Origin of the sequence: Flavobacterium olei, assembly GCF_039749035.1 — a bacterium.
Taxonomy (GTDB): domain Bacteria; phylum Bacteroidota; class Bacteroidia; order Flavobacteriales; family Flavobacteriaceae; genus Flavobacterium; species Flavobacterium olei.
In genome coordinates this window covers 419,924-439,396 of sequence record NZ_JBDKWC010000002.1, presented here as the reverse complement: position 1 = coordinate 439,396, position 19,473 = coordinate 419,924, and the positions used below count along the sequence as shown (strand labels likewise).

21 protein-coding genes and 1 riboswitch are annotated in these 19,473 nt (G+C 35.2%); of the genes, 13 read left to right on the top strand and 8 right to left on the bottom strand.

Annotated features, from left to right (window positions below):
- Positions 1-18 precede the first annotated feature (18 nt).
- Positions 19-2,079: a M3 family metallopeptidase gene (locus ABEB31_RS05855; protein ID WP_347050419.1), complete on the bottom strand. Its 2,061-nt coding sequence runs from the start codon at positions 2,077-2,079 to the stop codon at positions 19-21.
- Positions 2,080-2,242: 163 nt separating this feature from the next.
- Here ABEB31_RS05855 and ABEB31_RS05850 point away from each other — a divergent pair, with 163 nt between their 5' ends.
- The 11 genes from ABEB31_RS05850 (at position 2,243) to ABEB31_RS05800 (ending at position 11,458) form a co-directional block, all read left to right on the top strand.
- A complete protein-coding gene (locus ABEB31_RS05850) occupies positions 2,243-2,905 on the top strand; it encodes a queuosine precursor transporter (RefSeq protein ID WP_347050418.1) in 663 nt (220 codons plus the stop codon).
- 11 nt (positions 2,906-2,916) lie between these two features.
- Positions 2,917-3,588, top strand: coding sequence for a hypothetical protein (locus tag ABEB31_RS05845; protein WP_347050417.1), 672 nt, complete (start codon positions 2,917-2,919; stop codon positions 3,586-3,588).
- Positions 3,588-4,157, top strand: a complete 570-nt coding sequence (locus ABEB31_RS05840) for a DNA-3-methyladenine glycosylase I (protein ID WP_347050416.1) — start codon at positions 3,588-3,590, stop codon at positions 4,155-4,157. The genes ABEB31_RS05845 and ABEB31_RS05840 overlap by 1 nt, the downstream gene beginning before the upstream one ends.
- A 123-nt stretch (positions 4,158-4,280) precedes the next feature.
- Positions 4,281-4,377: riboswitch (TPP riboswitch) on the top strand.
- A 64-nt stretch (positions 4,378-4,441) separates the two neighbouring features.
- The gene (gene thiS, locus ABEB31_RS05835) at positions 4,442-4,648 is read left to right on the top strand and encodes a sulfur carrier protein ThiS (RefSeq protein ID WP_347050415.1); all 207 of its coding nucleotides are present in this window, start codon (positions 4,442-4,444) and stop codon (positions 4,646-4,648) included.
- A gap of 94 nt (positions 4,649-4,742) precedes the next feature.
- Positions 4,743-6,566, top strand: coding sequence for a phosphomethylpyrimidine synthase ThiC (gene thiC, locus ABEB31_RS05830; protein WP_347050414.1), 1,824 nt, complete (start codon positions 4,743-4,745; stop codon positions 6,564-6,566).
- A 28-nt stretch (positions 6,567-6,594) separates the two neighbouring features.
- Positions 6,595-7,182 (top strand): thiamine phosphate synthase, encoded by a 588-nt coding sequence (locus ABEB31_RS05825; protein ID WP_347050413.1) that lies wholly within the window; start codon positions 6,595-6,597, stop codon positions 7,180-7,182.
- Complete coding sequence (locus ABEB31_RS05820) at positions 7,155-7,907, top strand: hydroxymethylpyrimidine/phosphomethylpyrimidine kinase (protein WP_347050412.1); 753 nt, start codon at positions 7,155-7,157, stop codon at positions 7,905-7,907. The genes ABEB31_RS05825 and ABEB31_RS05820 overlap by 28 nt, the downstream gene beginning before the upstream one ends.
- Positions 7,900-8,538: a thiamine phosphate synthase gene (locus ABEB31_RS05815; protein WP_347050411.1), complete on the top strand. Its 639-nt coding sequence runs from the start codon at positions 7,900-7,902 to the stop codon at positions 8,536-8,538. Before ABEB31_RS05820 ends, ABEB31_RS05815 begins: the two co-directional genes overlap by 8 nt.
- A complete protein-coding gene (locus tag ABEB31_RS05810) occupies positions 8,519-9,295 on the top strand; it encodes a thiazole synthase (RefSeq protein WP_347050410.1) in 777 nt (258 codons plus the stop codon). Before ABEB31_RS05815 ends, ABEB31_RS05810 begins: the two co-directional genes overlap by 20 nt.
- 153 nt (positions 9,296-9,448) lie before the next feature.
- Positions 9,449-10,564 (top strand): 2-iminoacetate synthase ThiH, encoded by a 1,116-nt coding sequence (gene thiH / locus ABEB31_RS05805; RefSeq protein WP_347050409.1) that lies wholly within the window; start codon positions 9,449-9,451, stop codon positions 10,562-10,564.
- Between the two features lie 183 nt (positions 10,565-10,747).
- Positions 10,748-11,458, top strand: a complete 711-nt coding sequence (locus tag ABEB31_RS05800; protein WP_347050408.1) for a HesA/MoeB/ThiF family protein — start codon at positions 10,748-10,750, stop codon at positions 11,456-11,458.
- On the opposite strand, the gene ABEB31_RS05795 is transcribed toward ABEB31_RS05800, so the two are convergent.
- The 4 genes from ABEB31_RS05795 to ABEB31_RS05780 all read right to left on the bottom strand — a co-directional run bounded on the left by ABEB31_RS05795 (position 11,455) and on the right by ABEB31_RS05780 (position 14,319).
- Positions 11,455-12,249, bottom strand: coding sequence for an MOSC domain-containing protein (locus ABEB31_RS05795; RefSeq protein WP_347050407.1), 795 nt, complete (start codon positions 12,247-12,249; stop codon positions 11,455-11,457). The two genes, ABEB31_RS05800 and ABEB31_RS05795, sit on opposite strands and share 4 nt — an antisense overlap.
- Positions 12,249-12,887, bottom strand: coding sequence for a leucyl/phenylalanyl-tRNA--protein transferase (aat, locus tag ABEB31_RS05790; RefSeq protein WP_347050406.1), 639 nt, complete (start codon positions 12,885-12,887; stop codon positions 12,249-12,251). The genes ABEB31_RS05795 and aat overlap by 1 nt, the downstream gene beginning before the upstream one ends.
- Positions 12,888-13,038: 151 nt before the next feature.
- Positions 13,039-13,410 (bottom strand): DUF3127 domain-containing protein, encoded by a 372-nt coding sequence (locus tag ABEB31_RS05785; RefSeq protein WP_347050405.1) that lies wholly within the window; start codon positions 13,408-13,410, stop codon positions 13,039-13,041.
- Positions 13,411-13,443: 33 nt separating this feature from the next.
- Positions 13,444-14,319, bottom strand: a complete 876-nt coding sequence (locus tag ABEB31_RS05780) for a flavin reductase family protein (protein WP_347050404.1) — start codon at positions 14,317-14,319, stop codon at positions 13,444-13,446.
- Positions 14,320-14,478: 159 nt separating this feature from the next.
- Between ABEB31_RS05780 and ABEB31_RS05775 the strand changes: the two genes are divergently transcribed.
- Entirely contained in the window at positions 14,479-15,630 is a 1,152-nt protein-coding gene (locus ABEB31_RS05775) for a sensor histidine kinase (RefSeq protein ID WP_347050403.1), read from the top strand.
- A 64-nt stretch (positions 15,631-15,694) separates the two neighbouring features.
- On the opposite strand, the gene ABEB31_RS05770 is transcribed toward ABEB31_RS05775, so the two are convergent.
- Together ABEB31_RS05770 and greA are read right to left on the bottom strand one after the other, a co-directional pair.
- Positions 15,695-16,084 (bottom strand): HIT family protein, encoded by a 390-nt coding sequence (locus tag ABEB31_RS05770; RefSeq protein ID WP_347050402.1) that lies wholly within the window; start codon positions 16,082-16,084, stop codon positions 15,695-15,697.
- A 62-nt stretch (positions 16,085-16,146) separates the two neighbouring features.
- Positions 16,147-16,623 (bottom strand): transcription elongation factor GreA, encoded by a 477-nt coding sequence (greA, locus tag ABEB31_RS05765; RefSeq protein ID WP_347050401.1) that lies wholly within the window; start codon positions 16,621-16,623, stop codon positions 16,147-16,149.
- A gap of 157 nt (positions 16,624-16,780) precedes the next feature.
- Between greA and ABEB31_RS05760 the strand changes: the two genes are divergently transcribed.
- Positions 16,781-17,197, top strand: coding sequence for a Rieske (2Fe-2S) protein (locus ABEB31_RS05760; RefSeq protein ID WP_347050400.1), 417 nt, complete (start codon positions 16,781-16,783; stop codon positions 17,195-17,197).
- Positions 17,198-17,250: 53 nt separating this feature from the next.
- Here ABEB31_RS05760 and ABEB31_RS05755 read toward each other — a convergent pair whose 3' ends face one another.
- On the bottom strand, positions 17,251-19,413 hold the full coding sequence (locus tag ABEB31_RS05755; RefSeq protein WP_347050399.1) for a TonB-dependent receptor: 2,163 nt from the start codon (positions 19,411-19,413) through the stop codon (positions 17,251-17,253).
- Positions 19,414-19,473: the final 60 nt, after the last annotated feature.

Genomic DNA, 19,473 nt, shown 5'->3' with positions numbered 1-19,473 from the left:
TTTTTATTTTTATAAGCTTTAGTTTTCAACAGGGAAATTTCGTGCACGCATTAATGCATCAGACTTTGGAGCATGTCCTCTAAAATTCTCATACATCTGCTCATTATCTATCGTATTTCCAACACTCAGAACGGTTTCATACAAACGACTTGAAATAGTTTTGTCAAATGGTCCGTTTCCTTCTAAAAAAGCTTCATACGCATCTGCATTAATCACATCGGCCCACAAATAACTGTAATATCCCGCCGCATATCCGTCACTTGAAAAGATGTGTGCAAATTGTGGAATCCTGTGTCGCATTACAATTTCTGAAGGCATATTAATTTCCTTAAGAACCTGGTCTTCAAAAGCATGCGGATCTATTTTATCGGTTGTTAAGTGCAGCTTCATATCAACAAAAGAACTCGAAATCGTTTCTACAGTTGCAAAACCTTCATTAAAATTTGCTGCCAATGCTATTCTTTCCACCAAAGACTGAGACAGAGGCTGGTTTGTTTTATAATGAAGTGCAAACTTATTTAAAACTTCAGGTGTTGCCAGCCAGTGTTCTAATAACTGCGATGGGAATTCTACATAATCGCGTGCAACTGAAGTTCCGGAAAGTGTAGGATAAGTAACATTCGAACATAATCCGTGCAGGGCATGTCCGAATTCGTGAAATAAAGTTGTCGCGTCATCCCACGAAATCAAAGTAGGTTCTTCGTCACTTCCTTTTATAAAATTACAATTGTTGGATACAATTGGGAGCACATTCCCGTTTATTTTCTGCTGATCTCTATGTGAGTTCATCCATGCACCGGATCGCTTCCCTACGCGCGCATAAGGATCAAAATACCATAATCCAATTGGTGCTCCAGTATTTTTATTGTGAACTTCCCAAACCCGCACGTCCTCATGATAGACCGGAATATCAAGTAATTGTTTAAAACCTAAATCAAACAATTCTCCGGCAGTCCAGAACATTGATTCTCGTAAATTTTCTAATTGAAGATAGTGTTTGATTTCGTTTTGATCCAAATCGTATTTTGCTTTTCGTACTTTTTCTGCATAAAAACGATAATCCCATGGTTGAATTTTAAAGCCCCCGTTTTCCTGATTAACGATTTGCTGCATAGCCGCAACATCATTTTTTACTTTATCAACCGCCGGTTTCCAGACAGAGTGCATTAAGTCTAAAGTTCTCTGAGGATCTTTAGCCATTTTGTCTGACAAACTCCACTCTGCAAAATTATTAAAACCTAAAATTTTTGCCTTTTCAGCCCTCAATTCCAAAATAGAGACCAGAGTCGCATTTGTATCATTTTGATTTTTATTGTCGCCTCTTTTTATAAAAATTTCAAAAGCCTTTTCTCTTAAATTTCGTTGCGTAGAGAAAGTTAAAAAAGGTTCAATTGAAGATCTTGTATTTACAATACAACCCAAAACATCCAGATTTCTTTCTTTTGCTTCAGTAATTGCGGCACTTTTAAACGCTTCGGGTAACCCATCAAAATCTGATTCTGATTTTAATTCTACATACTGATCATTTTCTTCCGCCAGTAATTTTTGACTAAACAATGTAAAAAGTCCGGCAAGTTCCTGATTAATTTGCGCAACTCTGGCTTTATCTTCTTCATTTAATTCTGCACCTTCTTTTACAAAATCAGAATAATAAACCCAAAGCAAACGTTTCTGCTCATTATTTAATTTTTCCTGATCTGCCGTGTATAAAAATTTTATTCTCGAAAACAGTTTTTCATTCTGATACAGTTTATCATTAATAGCGGCTAATTTTGGAGACATTTCTGTATCTACTTCATTAAATTCAGAGCTGCTTAGATTGGATCTGTAAATCCCGTAAACTGCGTGAATTCTGTTCAGTGTTTCTCCCGAAAGTTCAAGTGCCTTAATCGTATTGTCAAATGTTGCGGCTTCCGGATTATTGGCAATGGCAGCAATCTCCTCCAGCTTTTGTTCGATAGCAAATTCAATTGCGGGTTTAAAATCTGAAATTTTATATTTGGTAAAATCCGGAACACCTCCGTAGGGACCCGACCATTTATGAAGTAACGGATTATCAAAGTTTGTTTGTGTTTTCATAATGAATTCTTTTATTAATGCCAGCAATTCTTAAAATAGAATGCAGCAGAATATCAAAATTAACCAATCAAAAGCAAACTTCATATGGGAACGAATTATAAATTAATCCGGTTACAGGATTTAAAAGAAATAGCCTACTTTTGAATCTCCAAAATACAATACCATGTTTAAAACCCGAAGAGAAATTGTTTTTGTAATTCTGGCAGGAATTTTTATAACCAATGCCGTAGTGGCTGAATTAATTGGAGGAAAACTGATCCAGATTGGACCATTTGTAATGAGTATTGGGATTCTTCCGTGGCCCATCGTTTTTTTAACTACCGATTTAATTAATGAATATTTTGGAGAGAAGGGCGTAAAAAAGCTTTCTTTTATTACAGCTTGTTTAATTGCATATGCTTTCTTAATTTTATTTATGGCTATTGTGATTCCGGCAGCAAAAGGAATTAGCCCTGTAAACGACGAGCAATTTCAGGCCGTTTTTGGTCAGAGTATGTGGATTATAGTAGGAAGTTTGATTGCTTTTATAGCATCTCAGCTTATTGACGTCTGGATATTTTGGTTTTTTAAAAACAGAACGGGAGATAAGAAAATATGGTTACGAACAACCGGATCAACCGTAATATCGCAATTATTTGATTCGTTTATTGTTTTAGGAATTGCATTTTGGCTTCCGGGAAAAATTAATTTTAATACCTTTATATCATCTGCTTTAGTGGGGTACACTTTTAAATTAGCCATTGCGATTGTATTAACTCCGGCTATTTATTTAGGTCATCATTTAATAAAAAAATATTTAGAAGGAGATTCTACTAAAAATGAGTAAAAATTTGGGCCATGAAAAAAATTAAATTAATTATTTTATCCTCTCTTTGCTGTTTAGTTTTGAGCTGCGGCAATGAAGAAAAGAAGCCGCCCAAAAAAATTATTGAGTCTGTCAATAAATTGACACCTGCCAGTGTTAAAACAAAAATTTCTTCTCAAAATATCAGTGCACCAAGAGTGATTCAACTTAAAAAGAAAATAGATAAAAAGACAGCATTTGCCGTTAAAAATCCAATTGAACTCACTCCGATTGTGCAATCTCCACAGGATACAAAATCTGCAGAAACTGAGATAAATAAGGATGCAGGCAAGCAATTAATAAATTTTGTTAATATTAAAAAAATATTAGACAATTGCGAAATAGGACAGACTGTAACCCAAAAACAGCTGACCGAAAATTTTGATATTGCGAAAGAAGCGGTAAAACTGGTTAAAACGGTAACAAAAACAGCAGAAAACGAACTGGCTGTAAAATGGCAGTCTACCTGGTTTGTCGAAAAACTGTCTGATGCCAAACTTGAAGATGGCAAAATGAAAGTTAAATTTAAAGCCAATAAAATGTATCTTTCAGGGAAAGCCATTGGTATAAAATACGAAAGGAAAATTTACAATGATCTCATTATAATTGGCCGTTCGGCTTATATTCCCAGCGTAAAAGGTTATAGTTGGCAAATTGGGAAATAATGGAAAAACCAGATTTAGTAAGATGTGGCTGGTGCACCTCCAGCGATTTGTACAAAAAGTATCATGACGAAGAATGGGGCGTTCCTGTGTATGACGATACTATTTTATTTGAATTCCTAATTTTAGAAACTTTTCAGGCTGGACTAAGCTGGATTACCATTCTAAACAAAAGGGAGAATTTCAGATTGGCTTTTGATTATTTCGATTATAAAAAAATTGCCAATTATTCTGAAGATAAAATCGAAGAATTACTCGAGAACACGGGAATTATTCGAAATAAATTAAAAATTAAAGCTGCAGTATCCAATGCTCAGGCTTTTCTCAAAGTTCAGCAGGAATTTGGAACTTTCTCCAGTTATATCTGGAAATTTACAAATGGTAAACCTATTATAAATTCTCCTAAAACTTCAAAAGAGGTTCCTGCCACTACTCCACTTTCAGATGAAATTAGCAAAGATCTAAAAAAAAGAGGATTCAAATTTGTTGGTTCAACCGTTGTCTACGCTCACATGCAGGCAACTGGTATGGTCAACGATCACGCCGAAGATTGCTGGAAGAGAACAAGATAATTTTCTTGTTTCAGGTTTCATGTTCAAAGTTTCAAGTTTCAGGTTTCAGGTTGCATACAAAATGTGATTTATTGCGTAAAGTTTCAAAACTTGAAACTTTAAACAAAAATTCCTTATATTTGCTTCACACTTTAGGGGTGTCTGCAACATGCAGGCTGAGATTTTACCCTCTGAACCTGATCTAGTTCATACTAGCGTAGGGAAAAGTAAGATGACTTCTTTGCGCGTCTACGCGTTTTTTGCAGCCATTCCTATTGTGTAACTATACACTAAACTTTAAAGGAATGGAACTAAAAATCAACCAACAAATTAAAAAATTCAATGTTGAATCGCTCAGCGTTCAGTCATTGCTCGATCTCGAAATTCCGCACAAACAAAACGGAATCGCCGTTGCTATCAACAATACTGTTGTTCCTAAAACCAAATGGAACGAGTTCTTCATACAAGAAACTGACGAAATTTTAATTATTTCTGCCACGCAGGGAGGATAAATATTCTCAAATTTTAATTTAAAAATTCCAATTTTCATTGTGAATAATCGCAATCACCATCAACCTGAAACTTCAAACCTGAAACAAAAGCACTATGACAACAGAAGAACAAATATCCAGAACCCCTTTTCCAAATTCTAAAAAAGTATATATCGACGGCGAAATTCATCCGATTAAAGTAGCGATGCGCGAAATCGTTTTGAGTGATACTAAACTTTCAAATGGAGGAATAGAAAAAAATCCGCCTGTAACAGTTTATGATACTTCTGGCGCTTACACCGATCCAAATATTGAAATTGACATTAGAAAAGGATTGCCACGCTTACGCGAAAAATGGATTCTGGATCGAAACGATGTCGAAATTTTAAATGAAATAACCTCCGATTACGGTCTTAGCCGATTGAAGGATGAAAGCTTAAACCATCTTCGGTTTGAATATTTACATCAGCCTAAGCGTGCTAAAAAAGGGGCCAATGTTACGCAGCTTTATTATGCAAAACAAGGCATTATTACTCCGGAAATGGAATATATCGCCATTCGCGAAAATCAACGAATCGAGCTTTTAAATGAACAGACCAAAGCAATGCAATGTCAGCATAACGGACATAGTTTTGGTGCCAATACTCCGAAAAGCAAAATAACCCCTGAATTTGTGCGCTCAGAAGTAGCATGTGGAAGAGCCATTATTCCCAACAACATAAATCATCCGGAGAGCGAACCTATGATTGTGGGCCGAAACTTTCTGGTCAAAATAAATGCAAATATCGGAAACAGTGCCGTAACATCCAGTATTGAAGAAGAAGTTGAAAAAGCTGTCTGGGCCTGTCGTTGGGGCGCCGATACGATTATGGATTTGTCGACAGGAAAAAACATCCATGAAACCAGAGAATGGATTATTCGAAATTCGCCGGTTCCAATTGGTACCGTACCAATTTATCAGGCATTGGAAAAATTAAAAGGAATTGCCGAAGATTTAACATGGGAAGTTTTCCGTGATACTTTGATTGAACAGGCCGAACAAGGAGTTTCCTATTTCACGATTCATGCGGGAGTTTTGCTCCGATATATTCATCTAACTGCCAACCGCGTAACCGGAATTGTGTCGCGAGGTGGTTCTATCATGGCAAAATGGTGTTTATTCCATCATAAGGAAAATTTCCTGTACACACATTTTGAAGAAATCTGCGAAATCATGAAACAATATGATGTTGCTTTTTCTCTTGGAGATGGTTTACGTCCGGGTTCTATTGCCGATGCCAATGATGCTGCGCAATTTGCGGAATTAGAAACTTTAGGCGAACTGACTAAAATTGCCTGGAAACACGACGTTCAGGTATTTATTGAAGGTCCCGGGCATGTTCCTATGCATATGATTAAGGAAAATATGGACAAGCAACTAGAGCATTGTCATGAAGCTCCATTTTACACTTTAGGGCCGCTGACTACCGATATTGCACCGGGTTACGATCACATTACATCGGCAATTGGCGCAGCGATGATAGGCTGGTATGGCTGTGCAATGTTGTGTTATGTAACTCCAAAAGAACATTTGGGTCTGCCGAATAAAAAAGATGTAAAAGACGGCGTGATTACTTATAAGATTTCAGCGCATGCAGCAGACTTGGCAAAAGGACATCCGGGAGCGCAATACAGAGACAATGCATTGAGTAAAGCACGATTTGAATTCCGCTGGGAAGATCAGTTTAATTTAGCTTTAGATCCTGATACCGCCAGAGAATTTCATGACGAAACTCTTCCTGCCGATGGTGCCAAAGTGGCTCACTTTTGCTCAATGTGCGGACCAAAATTCTGTTCTATGAAAATATCCCAGGAAATCAGGGATGTCGCTGCAGCGGAAAAAGGAATGCAGGAGAAATCAGAAGAATTTATCGAACAAGGAAAAGAAATTTACATTTAAGATAATATAGAAATAGAATAAAGTAGATATGATTGTAATTACAAATCCTTTTGCGGTTGAAGATGAAATAGAAATTATTCATTCTTTATTTGATGAAGGATTGTTTTTACTTCATATTAGAAAATCAGAATTTTCTAAAATTGAGATGGCTCAATTTCTTCATAAGATAAAATTAGAATTTCGATGTAAATTGGTTTTGCACGATTACCATGATTTGGCAGAAGATTTTGGGATTAACCGGTTTCATTTCTCAGAAAAAAATCGGATATCAGGAGATTCTTCTGCAAGATTTTCAAATCCTTACAGCTATTCTACATCTACCCATTCAATTGAAGATTTTAATTCTCTCGCTAATTTTGAATATGCTTTTCTCAGTCCGGTTTTTAAAAGTATTTCTAAAGAAAATTATTGTCCCGAAAAAGATCTTTTTGAGGAAGTAAAATCACGGACAAACAGTAACACAAAAGTTGTCGCTCTAGGCGGAATTGATTGCCAAAACCTTCATCAGGTTTTTGAAAATGGTTTTGATGACGCAGCTCTTTTAGGAAGTATCTGGATGAATAAAAATCCATTAAACCAATTTAAATTATGTCAGAAGATCGCCCTTTCGTACTAACAGTCGCCGGTTTAGATCCGTCTGGCGGAGCTGGAATTTTGGCTGATATCAAAACATTTGAACAGCATAAAGTTACTGGTTTTGCGGTTTCTACGGCTAATACTATTCAGACCGAAAATCAATTCTACGAAATTCAATGGACAGATCTGAGTTTTGTAATCAGATCGGTTGAAACGTTGCTTTTGCACTACAAAATTAGTGTTGTAAAAATCGGAATTGTTTCTTCACTACATGATTTAAACCGTATTATTTCGACCATAAAAATGCTTTCTCCCACAACAAAAATTGTCTGGGATCCTGTTCTCAAATCAACAACAAAGTTTGAATTTATGAATATTGGAAATCATTCAGATTTAAGCAAATTACTTTCTAAAATCGATTTGATCACACCTAATTATCAGGAAATTAAGGTTCTTTTTCCTGATTTTTTCCTAAATGATAACTTTAGTCAAAGCGAAATTCAAACAAATATTCTTTTAAAAGGCGGTCACAACCCAACAGAACCCGGAACAGATATCTTGTTTCTAAAAAATGAAGTTCTAAAACTTCTTCCATTAGAAAAAATATGTTCGGAGAAACACGGTTCCGGCTGTGTACTTTCCTCTGCAATAGCGGCCAATTTAGCTTTAAACCAAAGTATATCAACAGCTTGCAAAAGTGCTAAAATCTATATCGAAAATTACCTGAGTTCTACAAAAACTTTAATCGGACATCATTATGTATAAAAAACTGCAATATATTTCACAAGGCGACTCTATCCAAAAACAATTGGACAATATACATCAGGCGCTTGACGCTGGCTGTAACTGGATACAAATGCGATTTAAAAATCAAAACGGCAAAGACACTTTTACATTAGCGGAAGCTGTAAAACCATTATGCGAAAAATATGCTTCAACATTTATTATAAATGACGACATACATCTCGCCAGAGAAATAGATGCAGATGGTGTTCATTTAGGGTTAACCGATACCAAAATTGACGAAGCAAGATTCTTTCTGGGAAATTCAAAAATAATTGGAGGGACAGCCAACACTTTCGAAGACATCCAGAATCACGTTATAAGTAGTTGTGATTATATTGGCTTAGGACCTTTTTGTTTTACAAATACAAAACAGAAGCTGAGTCCGATTTTAGGTCTTGCGGGTTATCACGAGATTCTTCAAAAGTTAAAAATAAATGCAATTAATGTTCCCATTTATGCCATTGGCGGAATCACATTACGTGATGTAAGTCCGTTAATGGAAACCGGAATTTTCGGAATTGCCGTTTCCGGAATTATCACAGAAAGCTTTGAAAAACAAAAACTGATTCAACAATTAAATGAAAAATTATATGCAGACATCATTGTTTAATATAGGAGACAAAAGCTTCCGATCGAGATTGTTTCTGGGTACGGGAAAATTTGGTTCGAATGCAGAAATGGAAAAGGCAATTTTAGCATCAGAAAGTGAGTTGGTAACTGTTGCATTAAAAAGAATTGATCTTGAAACCGATACGGATGTTATTTTATCTCATTTAAAACATCCAAATATTAATTTACTGCCTAACACATCGGGGGCACGAAATGCCAAAGAAGCTGTTTTTGCAGCGCAATTGGCACGTGAAGCCTTGGAGACTAACTGGGTAAAACTGGAGATTCATCCCGATCCAAAATACTTAATGCCGGATCCTGTTGAAACTTTAAAAGCAACAGAAGAATTAGCAAAATTGGGTTTTATTGTACTTCCATATATCCACGCTGATCCCGTATTATGCAAACATTTAGAAAGCGCCGGAACTGCCGCAGTGATGCCGTTGGGCTCGCCAATTGGAAGCAATAAAGGTCTTAAAACAATTGATTTTCTGGAAATTATAATCGAACAAAGCAATGTTCCCGTGATCGTTGACGCCGGAATCGGAGCACCTTCTGATGCTGCAAAAGCAATGGAAATTGGGGCAGATGCCGTTCTGGTAAATACAGCAATTGCGGTTGCCGGAAATTCGAAATTGATGGCTGAGGCTTTTAAGGTAGCGGTCTTGGCAGGGAGAAAAGCTTTTGAAGCGCGGGTTGGTTCTCAACAGAATTATGCTGCTGCTTCCAGCCCTTTGACTTCTTTTTTGTATGAATAAAACTTAACCATAGAGATTTTTTAACCGCAAAGTTCACAAGGTTTTTTCGCAAAGTTCGCAAAGCTTTGTGAACTTTTTGTCAAAATAAAGCACTCAAAGCTTTGCGAACTTTGCGTAAATCTTAGCGCTCTTAGCGTTAAAAATCAAACTACCATGACTACCTTCAAATCCATTTTTGAACAATATAGTTGGGATGAAATCCAATCTAAAATATATAAAACCTCATCAAGAGATGTAGAACGATCTTTGGCAAAAACCAAACGAAATCTCGACGATTTTTTGACCTTAATTGCTCCTGCCGCGCAAAATTATTTAGAGGAAATGGCGCAAAAATGCCATGAAATCACTAAAAAACGTTTTGGAAAAACAATCCAAATGTACGCGCCGCTTTATTTGAGCAACGAATGTCAAAATATCTGTACCTATTGTGGCTTTAGTCTGGATAATAAAATCAAACGAAAAACACTTTCCGATGTTGAAATAAAACTCGAAACTGAAGCTTTAAAAAAGAGCGGATTTGATCATGTTTTACTGGTTACGGGCGAAGCAAATTATACGGTAAATATCAATTATTTTCTAAACGCCATTAATTTAATTAAAGAAGATTTCTCGATTATTTCTGTCGAAGTACAGCCACTTTCTACTGAAGAATACCAGCGTTTACATCAAGTTGGAGTATATTCTGTTTTGGTTTATCAGGAAACATATCATCAGGAAGTCTATAAAAAATACCACACTAAAGGTAAAAAATCAAATTTTGATTATCGTCTGGAAACTCCTGACCGAATTGGAAATGCCGGAATTCATAAAATTGGTTTAGGCGTTCTCCTAGGATTGGAAGACTGGCGTACAGACAGCTTTTTTAATGCTCTGCATTTAGATTATCTCCAAAAAAAATATTGGCAGACTAAATATTCTGTTTCTTTTCCGCGTCTTCGCCCGGCTGAAGGTATTATCGAACCTAATTTCATTATGGACGATAAAGACCTAACACAGTTAATTTGTGCCTATCGTCTGTGGAACGAAGATTTGGAAATTTCCATTTCCACGAGAGAAAATGAAAAATTCAGAGATAATATAATTCCAATTGGTGTTACAAGTATGAGTGCCGGATCTAAAACTAATCCGGGAGGTTACGTTGTTGATCCGCAGTCTTTGGAACAATTTGAAATTAGCGATGAACGTTCTGCGGATGAAATTTCAAAAATTATAAAAAAATCAGGATATGAACCTGTTTGGAAAGACTGGGACAAATCATTTAGTCAGTAAGTTGGAAAGTCTTAAAGTCTTAAAGTCTTAAAGTCTTAAAGTCTTAAAGTCTTAAAGCCGAAAGTCTTAAAGTCCGGCAATTTGAGAAATATTTGACTTTAAAGGTACTTTACATTCGTACTTATTATTCACATTCACATTTCCAAACTTACCACTTACAAATCACAATTTACAATTCAAAAGATGAGCATTATACAAGAATTTCTTCGATATAACAGACAAACCATTTTACCTGAAATTGGTGATGAAGGGCAGGAAAAACTAAAAAATTCGCGGGTTTTGGTTATTGGAGCAGGCGGTTTAGGCTGTCCCGTTTTGCAATATATTGCCACCGCGGGAGTAGGTTATATCGGAATTATGGATTTTGATGTCATAGAAATCCACAATCTTCATCGACAGATTTTATATACTGAAGACGAAATTGGAAAACCAAAAGCAATTGTCGCAGAACAGGTAGTTTCCAAACTAAATCCATTAATAAAAGCAGTAGCCATTGAGGAAAAATTGACTGAAGAAAATGCCTCTAATATCATTCAGCAATATGATATTATTGTAGACGGTTCAGATAATTTTTCAACCCGTTATCTGGTTAATGATGTTTGTGTTGCATTAAAAAAGCCTTTAGTTTACGGCAGCATTTTAAAGTTTGAAGGTCAGGTTGCTGTTTTTAATTCTGACGGAAGTAAAAATCTAAGGGATTTATTTCCGGAAATGCCAGATCCAAAAGAGGTACCGAATTGTAATTTGAATGGCGTTTTAGGAACTTTGCCCGGAATTATTGGAAATATGATGGCGCATGAAACTTTAAAACTAATCATTGGATTACCCACTTTAAAAAATGAGATTATATTATTTGACACCTTAAACTGGAGTTTTACAAAGCTGAATTTTTAGAAAATAACCTTATCTCCAACTTTAACTATTCCATTATTTAAACTGATTAAATTAGTTCCGAATAAAACAGAATTATTGACATTTCTGTATTTACTCAATGTTTTTAGAGGTTCTTTTTTAACAATCGCCTTCTGTGGATCATTATTTACCATAATACATCTTCCGCAGGGTTTTATATTTTTAAATTCAACTTCACCCGCTTTAAAAGTTTTAAAGTCGTCTTCTTCGTGCGCTTTAGAAGTACTTACAACCAGATTTGGCCGAAATCTTTTAATGGTAATTTTTTCTTCCAGTTTTGAATTCAAATAATCCAGACTTTCTGTTCCAATTAATAAGTACGGATATCCGTCTGCCAAACTCACGTTATACGTTTCCAGTGTGCGGGAACTTTCATGTTTCCGGTCGCCAATTTTATTGATTTTAACCAATTTACAATTAAAACCTAATTGTTTACTAAACCACTCTGATGTTGCTTTATTAACCTCAAACACTTCACTTTTGTCTTCCCAGACAGCAGATTCGATTGCAATATCCAAATGTTCGTTAATGGCAAATTCATGTTTGTCATTTTTAAAAGTAATACTGATTTTGTCTCCGGAAATCTCAGGATAAAACTGACTCATAACCGGATATTCTCTTTGTGTAACGTGAACATTTTCTGCATTGATCAGCATCCATCTTCTGTCATTTTCAAAACCCATTTCTTCTGCTTTAGCACTATTCAGACTGATACCTGCTAAACTTTTTACAGGATAAATATAAATTTCTTCTATCTGGTAAACTGCACTCATTATTTACTTTTTAAAATGGACATAAATTCTTCACGGTCAATTTCGCGACAGCCTAAACTTTCTAAATGCGGGTTATAAACCTGACAATCCAATAGTTGATAATTTTCTCTTTGCAAATATAAAGCTAAAGCTATAAAAGCCGTTTTTGACGCATTAGAAACTTTTGAAAACATGCTTTCTCCACAAAAGATATTTCCTAAATCTATTCCGTATAAACCGCCGACTAACACATCATCCTGCCACACCTCAACAGATTTAGCAATTCCTTCTTCGTTTAATTTACAGTAAGCATTGATCATTTCGTTAGATATCCAGGTTCCGTCTTGCCCGTCGCGCTTGATCTGTTGGCAATTTGAAATTACTTCTTTAAAATTTTTATTAAAGGTAACTTTAAACATTTTCCGATTGAGAATATTCCGCATGCTTTTGGAAATTATCAATTCATCAAAAAACAAAACCATTCTTGGGTCCGGCGCCCACCATAGAATTGGCTCTCCGTCATTAAACCAGGGGAAAATGCCGCTTTTATAAGCCAGTTTTAGACGTTCTGAACTTAAATCTCCTCCAATTGCCAAAACACCTTCTTCATCGGCTTCTGAAACTGGCGGAAAAAATAACTCTTTCGTTAAATAAATCATTTTCTAAAATTTCCAAAAAATTAAATTCTAAATTCTACTATTTTAGATTCTGTTATGTCTAAATGGTAAAAAACATTCAATACAAAAAATTCCAAATTCCAAACACAGTAAAGATTTGGAATTTGGAATTTTAAAATTGAAATTTAACCTTTTAGAAAGGTAAATCGTCTGGTTCGTCTTCGTTTAGATTTGTTGCAGGAGCAAAAGTTTCTGCTGCTGGCATTGGCGCTGCCTGAGAAGTTCCTTCTGGTGCCAGTCTTTCGATTCTCCATCCTTGAATACTATTGAAATAACGAGTTTCTCCTTGTGGATTTACCCATTCTCTTCCTCTTAAATTGATAGAAACTTTTACTGCCTCTCCTTGTTTATAGCTACTCAACAAATCGCATTTATCTTGTGTAAATTCGATTAAAATATGTTGTGGATATTGCTCCTCAGTTGTAACAACTAATTCTCTTTTTTTGAATGCTGCACTGACCTGCTGCTCCGGGTTTACCACTTTTACTTTTCCTGTAACTTCCATCTTCGTGTATATTAATTATTGTTTCTATTCTTTTTATTTTTTGGCTAAAAGCACTTTCCAGGCCGATTCTACATCGCCTTTATCCAGATATTTTTTGGCTTCTAAGTGTACTTTTTGCTGGTCATCTGAGCTTAAAACTCCTTTGACAGAAAAATTTTCTTTCACAAATATACTAACTTCTTCTTTTGTAGGCAAGGATTCAATATTACCAAGTTTGCCTAAATCATTTCCGTCAAAAACATCACTTTCCTTAACAAAATTCGGAATCGCATCTACTCCCACACCCAGTGTTGTCAAGGGTTTCGCAACTTCGAAAAGTCCCTGATTGGATCTTGAATACCAGTTATTTCCAAGTCTCGAAACCAAATCAATTTTATGTTGGTCGATTGCTCCGTTTTCGTCTAAAATAGATTCATGAATGTGAATTTTTACTACTTCACATAAAATCAAATTTCCTGCTCCGCCTTCATCACCCAGCGGAATAATCTGCGTTACTTTACACTCAAACTGAACCGGAGATTCTTTAACCCGATATGGTTTTACCAAATCTGACGGAATCTGGGTTAATCCCGATTTTATAAATTCATTTACACCATCACCATATTCTGTACTTGCCAGAGAGGTTTGCTGTACCAGATCGTAATTGACCACATTAATAACTACTTCGCGAGTGGCTTCGGCATTTATTAAGGTATGCTTTATTGTATTGTCCCGAACACGACGCGAAGGCGAAAAAACCAAAACAGGCGGATTCGCACTAAAAACATTAAAGAAACTAAACGGAGATAAATTCGGAATTCCTTTGTCGCTAATGGTACTGGCAAAAGCAATGGGTCTCGGACCAATTGAACTCTGCAGATAGCCCTGCAATTTAGCTGTCGGAATCTCTTTTGGATTAATGCTGATCATACTTTTTGATTTGAAAGAATCTCTCTTTAGTAACTACAAAAGTATTGAAATCGTTTAATTGAAAGAAATAGTTTTTGTAGATAATGCTAAAATCTTTTCACCTTCTACAAAATATAAAATGTTTATATTTCGTTATATTTATACCTCAAAAAAAACCATATGTCTTTTTCTGAAAGAACAAATACAACCCGTTGGATTATTATTTCGATCTGCTTTTTAATCATTACTCTGATACTTTGGAACACCTATACTTTCTTCCAAATTTTTAAAAACGAGGAACGCATAAAAATGAATCTTTTTGTAAAAGCGCAAATTTCATTAGTAAATGCCGACGAGTATACCGATTTAGATTTACCGCTTCAGATTATCAACAACAATACGTCTATTCCGGGTGTAATAATGCTGTATGACAATGTTGTAAGTGCTAAAAATGTTCCGGACGATATTCTGAGTAATAACAAAAAAAGAAAAGCGCTCTTAAATAAATTAAAAAATGAAAACGAGCCCATTACTTTCGAGTACGCTCCGGGAAAATATCAGACATTGTATTATGGAAATTCTGAATTACTAAATAAGCTGAAATATTATCCGGTGGCGCTGGTCCTTATTATATTTTTATGCATTGCCCTGATTTATAACTTTTACAAAAGCACCAAAATGGCCACTCAAAATAAGCTTTGGGCGGGAATGGCCAAAGAAACAGCGCATCAGATTGGGACGCCTCTGTCTTCTTTAATTGGCTGGGTCGAAATATTAAAAACAGAAGAAATTGATCCGTCGATTAGTATTGAAATTGAAAAAGATATTGACAGGCTGCAAACAATTACAGATCGTTTTTCTAAAATTGGCTCCATACCCGTTTTAGAACTTCATGATATTGTCAAAGAAACTCAAAATGCTTATGAATACCTGCAATTCCGTTTTTCCAAACAAATTGCATTTTCATTTAAAGCGCCGGAGAGTCCAATTTATGGGATGATCAATCCGACTTTGCATAGCTGGACGATCGAAAATCTAGTCAAAAACGCCATTGACGCTATGAAAGGAAGAGGAACGCTGGATCTTTTAATTGAACAAGATGCAAATCTCATAAAAATAAATGTGAAGGATTCCGGAACAGGAATTTCTAAAAAGCAGTTTAAAACCATTTTTGAACCTGGTTTTACCACTAAAAAACGAGGTTGGGGACTTGGACTTTCCTTAACCAAAAGAATCGTAGAAGAGTACCATAATGGAAAAATAAAAGTATTACAATCTGAGATTGGAAAAGGAACTACATTTCAGATTTCATTAAATAAAAAAGTGCCGTAAACTATTTTACGGCACTTTTTTATTTAATGTGATTCGACTTCGCTCACAAACTTTATCTATTTGATTATAAATTTGATTCAATAGCTTTTGCCAAAGCTTCAAATTCTTCTTTTGAAAGTGATACTTTATTATGAAAACGCATCTCATCCATTTCATTTAATGGAATAAGATGAACGTGCGCATGAGGCACTTCAAGTCCGACAACAGCCATTCCCACTCTTTTACAGGGAACGGTTTTTTCTAACGCAACAGCGATTTTCTTAGAGAATCTCATTAAACCTAAATACAGTTCATCTTCCATTTCAAAAATCTTATCGATTTCTTGTTTCGGAATACAAAGTGTGTGTCCTTTAGCATTTGGATTTACATCTAAAAAAGCTAAGAAATTATCATCTTCAGCAATTTTATAAGCAGGAATTTCTCCGTTTACTATTTTTGTGAATATAGAACTCATCGTTTATTCATTTATGTGATTAATCGTTTAATCGATATAACGACTAAACTTTTAAACAAGAATTAGTCTCTTGAGATTTCAAGAATTTCAAATTTCAATACTCCGTTTGGAACTGTAATTTCAGCGACTTCTCCAACAGATTTCCCAAGCAAACCTTTTCCAATAGGAGAAGTTACAGAGATTTTTCCTGTTTTAAGATCAGCTTCACTTTCAGCCACAAGCGTATATTTCATCTCCATCCCGTTTGCCTGATTTTTGATTTTTACATTCGATAAAACCAAAGCTTTAGAAACGTCAAGTTGAGATTCGTCAATAAGTCTTGCATTAGAATATACTTCTTCTAGTTTGGCAATTCTCATTTCCAGTAATCCCTGAGCCTCTTTGGCTGCATCATATTCTGCATTTTCAGATAAATCACCTTTGTCTCTTGCTTCTGCTATATCCTGAGATGCCTTTGGACGCATAACACTTTTTAAGTGCTCCAATTCATCTTTTAATTTTTTTAATCCTTCTGCTGTATAATAAGATACTTTACTCATAACTTCATCGTTTATATAAATACAAAAAATCCCATCGCGACGGGATTTTCTTACCACAAATATACTATAATTTTTTATAGTACATAATTATATGTTAATCATATAGATTTCAAATCTAAATAAATTATTTTTGTTTTAACTAATTCTTATTCAAATAATGAAAAAAATCTGGTTCTTTATCGCATTGTCTGCTATTTTAATTTCATGCAGTGACAACAACAGAAGCAACAATAATCCTTATATCCCCAATTATTCTATAAATGTATACCTTGACAGTAACCTGCCTTTATATAATGGTTTAAAATATGTAGCCAATCCGGTTTATGTTCCTAATTATGGAGCAAAAGGAATTATCGTTATGATGACTGGTACCGGAACCTATACCGCTTTTGATGCCGCTTGTCCTAATCAGGCTATTACTTCATGTACGCCAATGACTATTGACGGAATTAATGCGGTTTGTTCCTGCGATAAGACGCAGTATAATTTATTTACAGGACTTGGCGGAAAGGAATATCCAATGAAACAATATCGCGTCGAAGCTTCCGGAACTGTGGTTCACGTTTACAACTAAAGTAAAAAAGCCTGAAATTTAATTTTCAGGCTTTTTTATATGGATTATCCAAATTAGAATTTCAGATTCAAACCTATCAAAAAGTTAGTTCCGGCTTGTGGATAATAGTAGGGATAAATATCATACATCGCTCCGTTTGATACATATTTTTTATCGAAGATATTATTGATCAAAGCTGTAATCGTAATGGATTTAAAAATGGTATTTGGTTTTATTTCGTAAGAAGCATTAAAATCATTTACAAAATAATCTGCTAGTTTAGCCGCAGGTAGTTCAATATTATTCATAAATTGTTCTCCAACGTATTTTTGCAATAACGAGAGATATAAACCTTCAATTGGTTTGTATACAAAAATGTTCCCTGCAATAATCTCCGGCGAATAAGCAATTTTGGTTGTTCCGTAATACTCTCCTTCTACTGCCAGATCAACATTTTTATTACTGCTTATGGTGAAGTTTGGTCTTAATGTAAATTTTTCAGAAAGTGCAATTGTGGCATCAAATTCTAAACCTAAGCGATAACTTTTTTCTGTATTGGCGCGAATTGGAGAACCAACATCATCTAATCTTCCCGTTAAAATTAACTGGTCTTTGTAACCCATATAATAAAGATTAGAATTTAATTGAAATTTCTCTGAATTTAATCTCCAGCCTAATTCAAAATCATTTAATTTTTCGGGCTTTACATTTCCGCCTTCATAATCGGTTCTGTTGGGCTCACGATTGGCGCGTGCATAAGAAAAGTATAACGTGCTTTTTTGATTAATTTCGTAATTCAAACCTGCTTTCGGATTAAAGAAATTAAAATCGTCATCTACCAGACCTGTTTCTGCACTATTGGCTTTATACGTTACTCTTCTGTATTGTAAATCTCCATAAAAGCTTAATTTTTCTGTAAATTGATAATTTGCTTTCGCGAAAAGATTTCCATCCGTTTTAGCAGAGTAATCATCGTAATAATGATCTCCCAGTTCCGATAGAGAAGCATATCTGGCCCAGATTACTTTTCCAAAATGATCGCCTTCATATTTATTCCATCCACCTCCTAAAATGACATCTAACTTTTCTGTTCTATATTTAGCAGAAAAAGTGGTTCCGTAAAAATCATTATCTAACCATTTCTGACGAACTAAATCTGTTGTTGTAACTGCTCCAACTGGATTAAGATTATAGTCAGACATTTCGGCATCTTCTTTATAATTCTCATAATATCCTTTTCCTTTTGTATAATGAAGTGCAACATTTGTACTCCAGTTATCCGAAATCGATTCACTCCAGTGCAGCTGATAATGATCCTGATTATAATTATCTGTTTCGTTGTCGTAATAACGTGTATTTCCGAATTCATCTGTGTATGCTCCGGCAGAATTATATCTTCGGTTAGAATTTAATGTTTCAGCATCAATTCCGTTCCAGGATTGATACGTTTTCTGCGTTCCGCCAAAGACCAATGCTTTAATAAGGGTGGTTTTACCAACATAAGTTCCCTGAAGAAAATAAGATTTTAAATCGGAACTTGCCCGGTCTACATAACCATCAGATTTCATTGCAGACAAACGTCCGGCAATTTCAAAATGATCGTTTAATAATCCTGTGCTAAATTTTACTGTATTCTTTAAACTGTTAAATGATCCTGCAGAACTTGAGATTTCGCCTGTTGCTTTATTGGCATAACTGTCTGTCAACATATTTAAACTTGCACCGAAAGCTCCGGCACCGTTTGTAGATGTTCCAACTCCGCGTTGTAATTGCAGACTCTCTACAGAAGAAGCAAAATCGGGCATATTAACCCAAAAAGTTCCCTGACTTTCAGCATCGTTGTACGGAATTCCGTTGATCGTCACATTTACACGTGTTGCATCGCTTCCGCGGACACGTATTCCGGTATAACCAAAACCATTGCCGGCATCTGAAGTAGTTACGACAGAAGGAAGATAATTCATTAAAACAGGAATATCCTGACCAAGATTTCTGTATTTGATTTCTTTTTTATCCATATTACTGAAACTAACCGGAGTTTTAGAAGTAACACGAACAGCCGAAACCAGAACATCATCAAGCTGATTGACTTTTACAGAATCTTTTTCCTGTGCATTGGAAGACAGAGAATAGAATAAAGAAAATAGAATGTAGAAAGCAGATTTGATTACACGAGGTCTTTCAACCTTTAAACCTTTGTAAATTAGTACTTCAGTACCTTTAAAAATAGTTTTCATTCGTAAATAAATACGAATAAAAGGGGGAATTATTCTTTTGTTAAATTAATAAATGTGTTT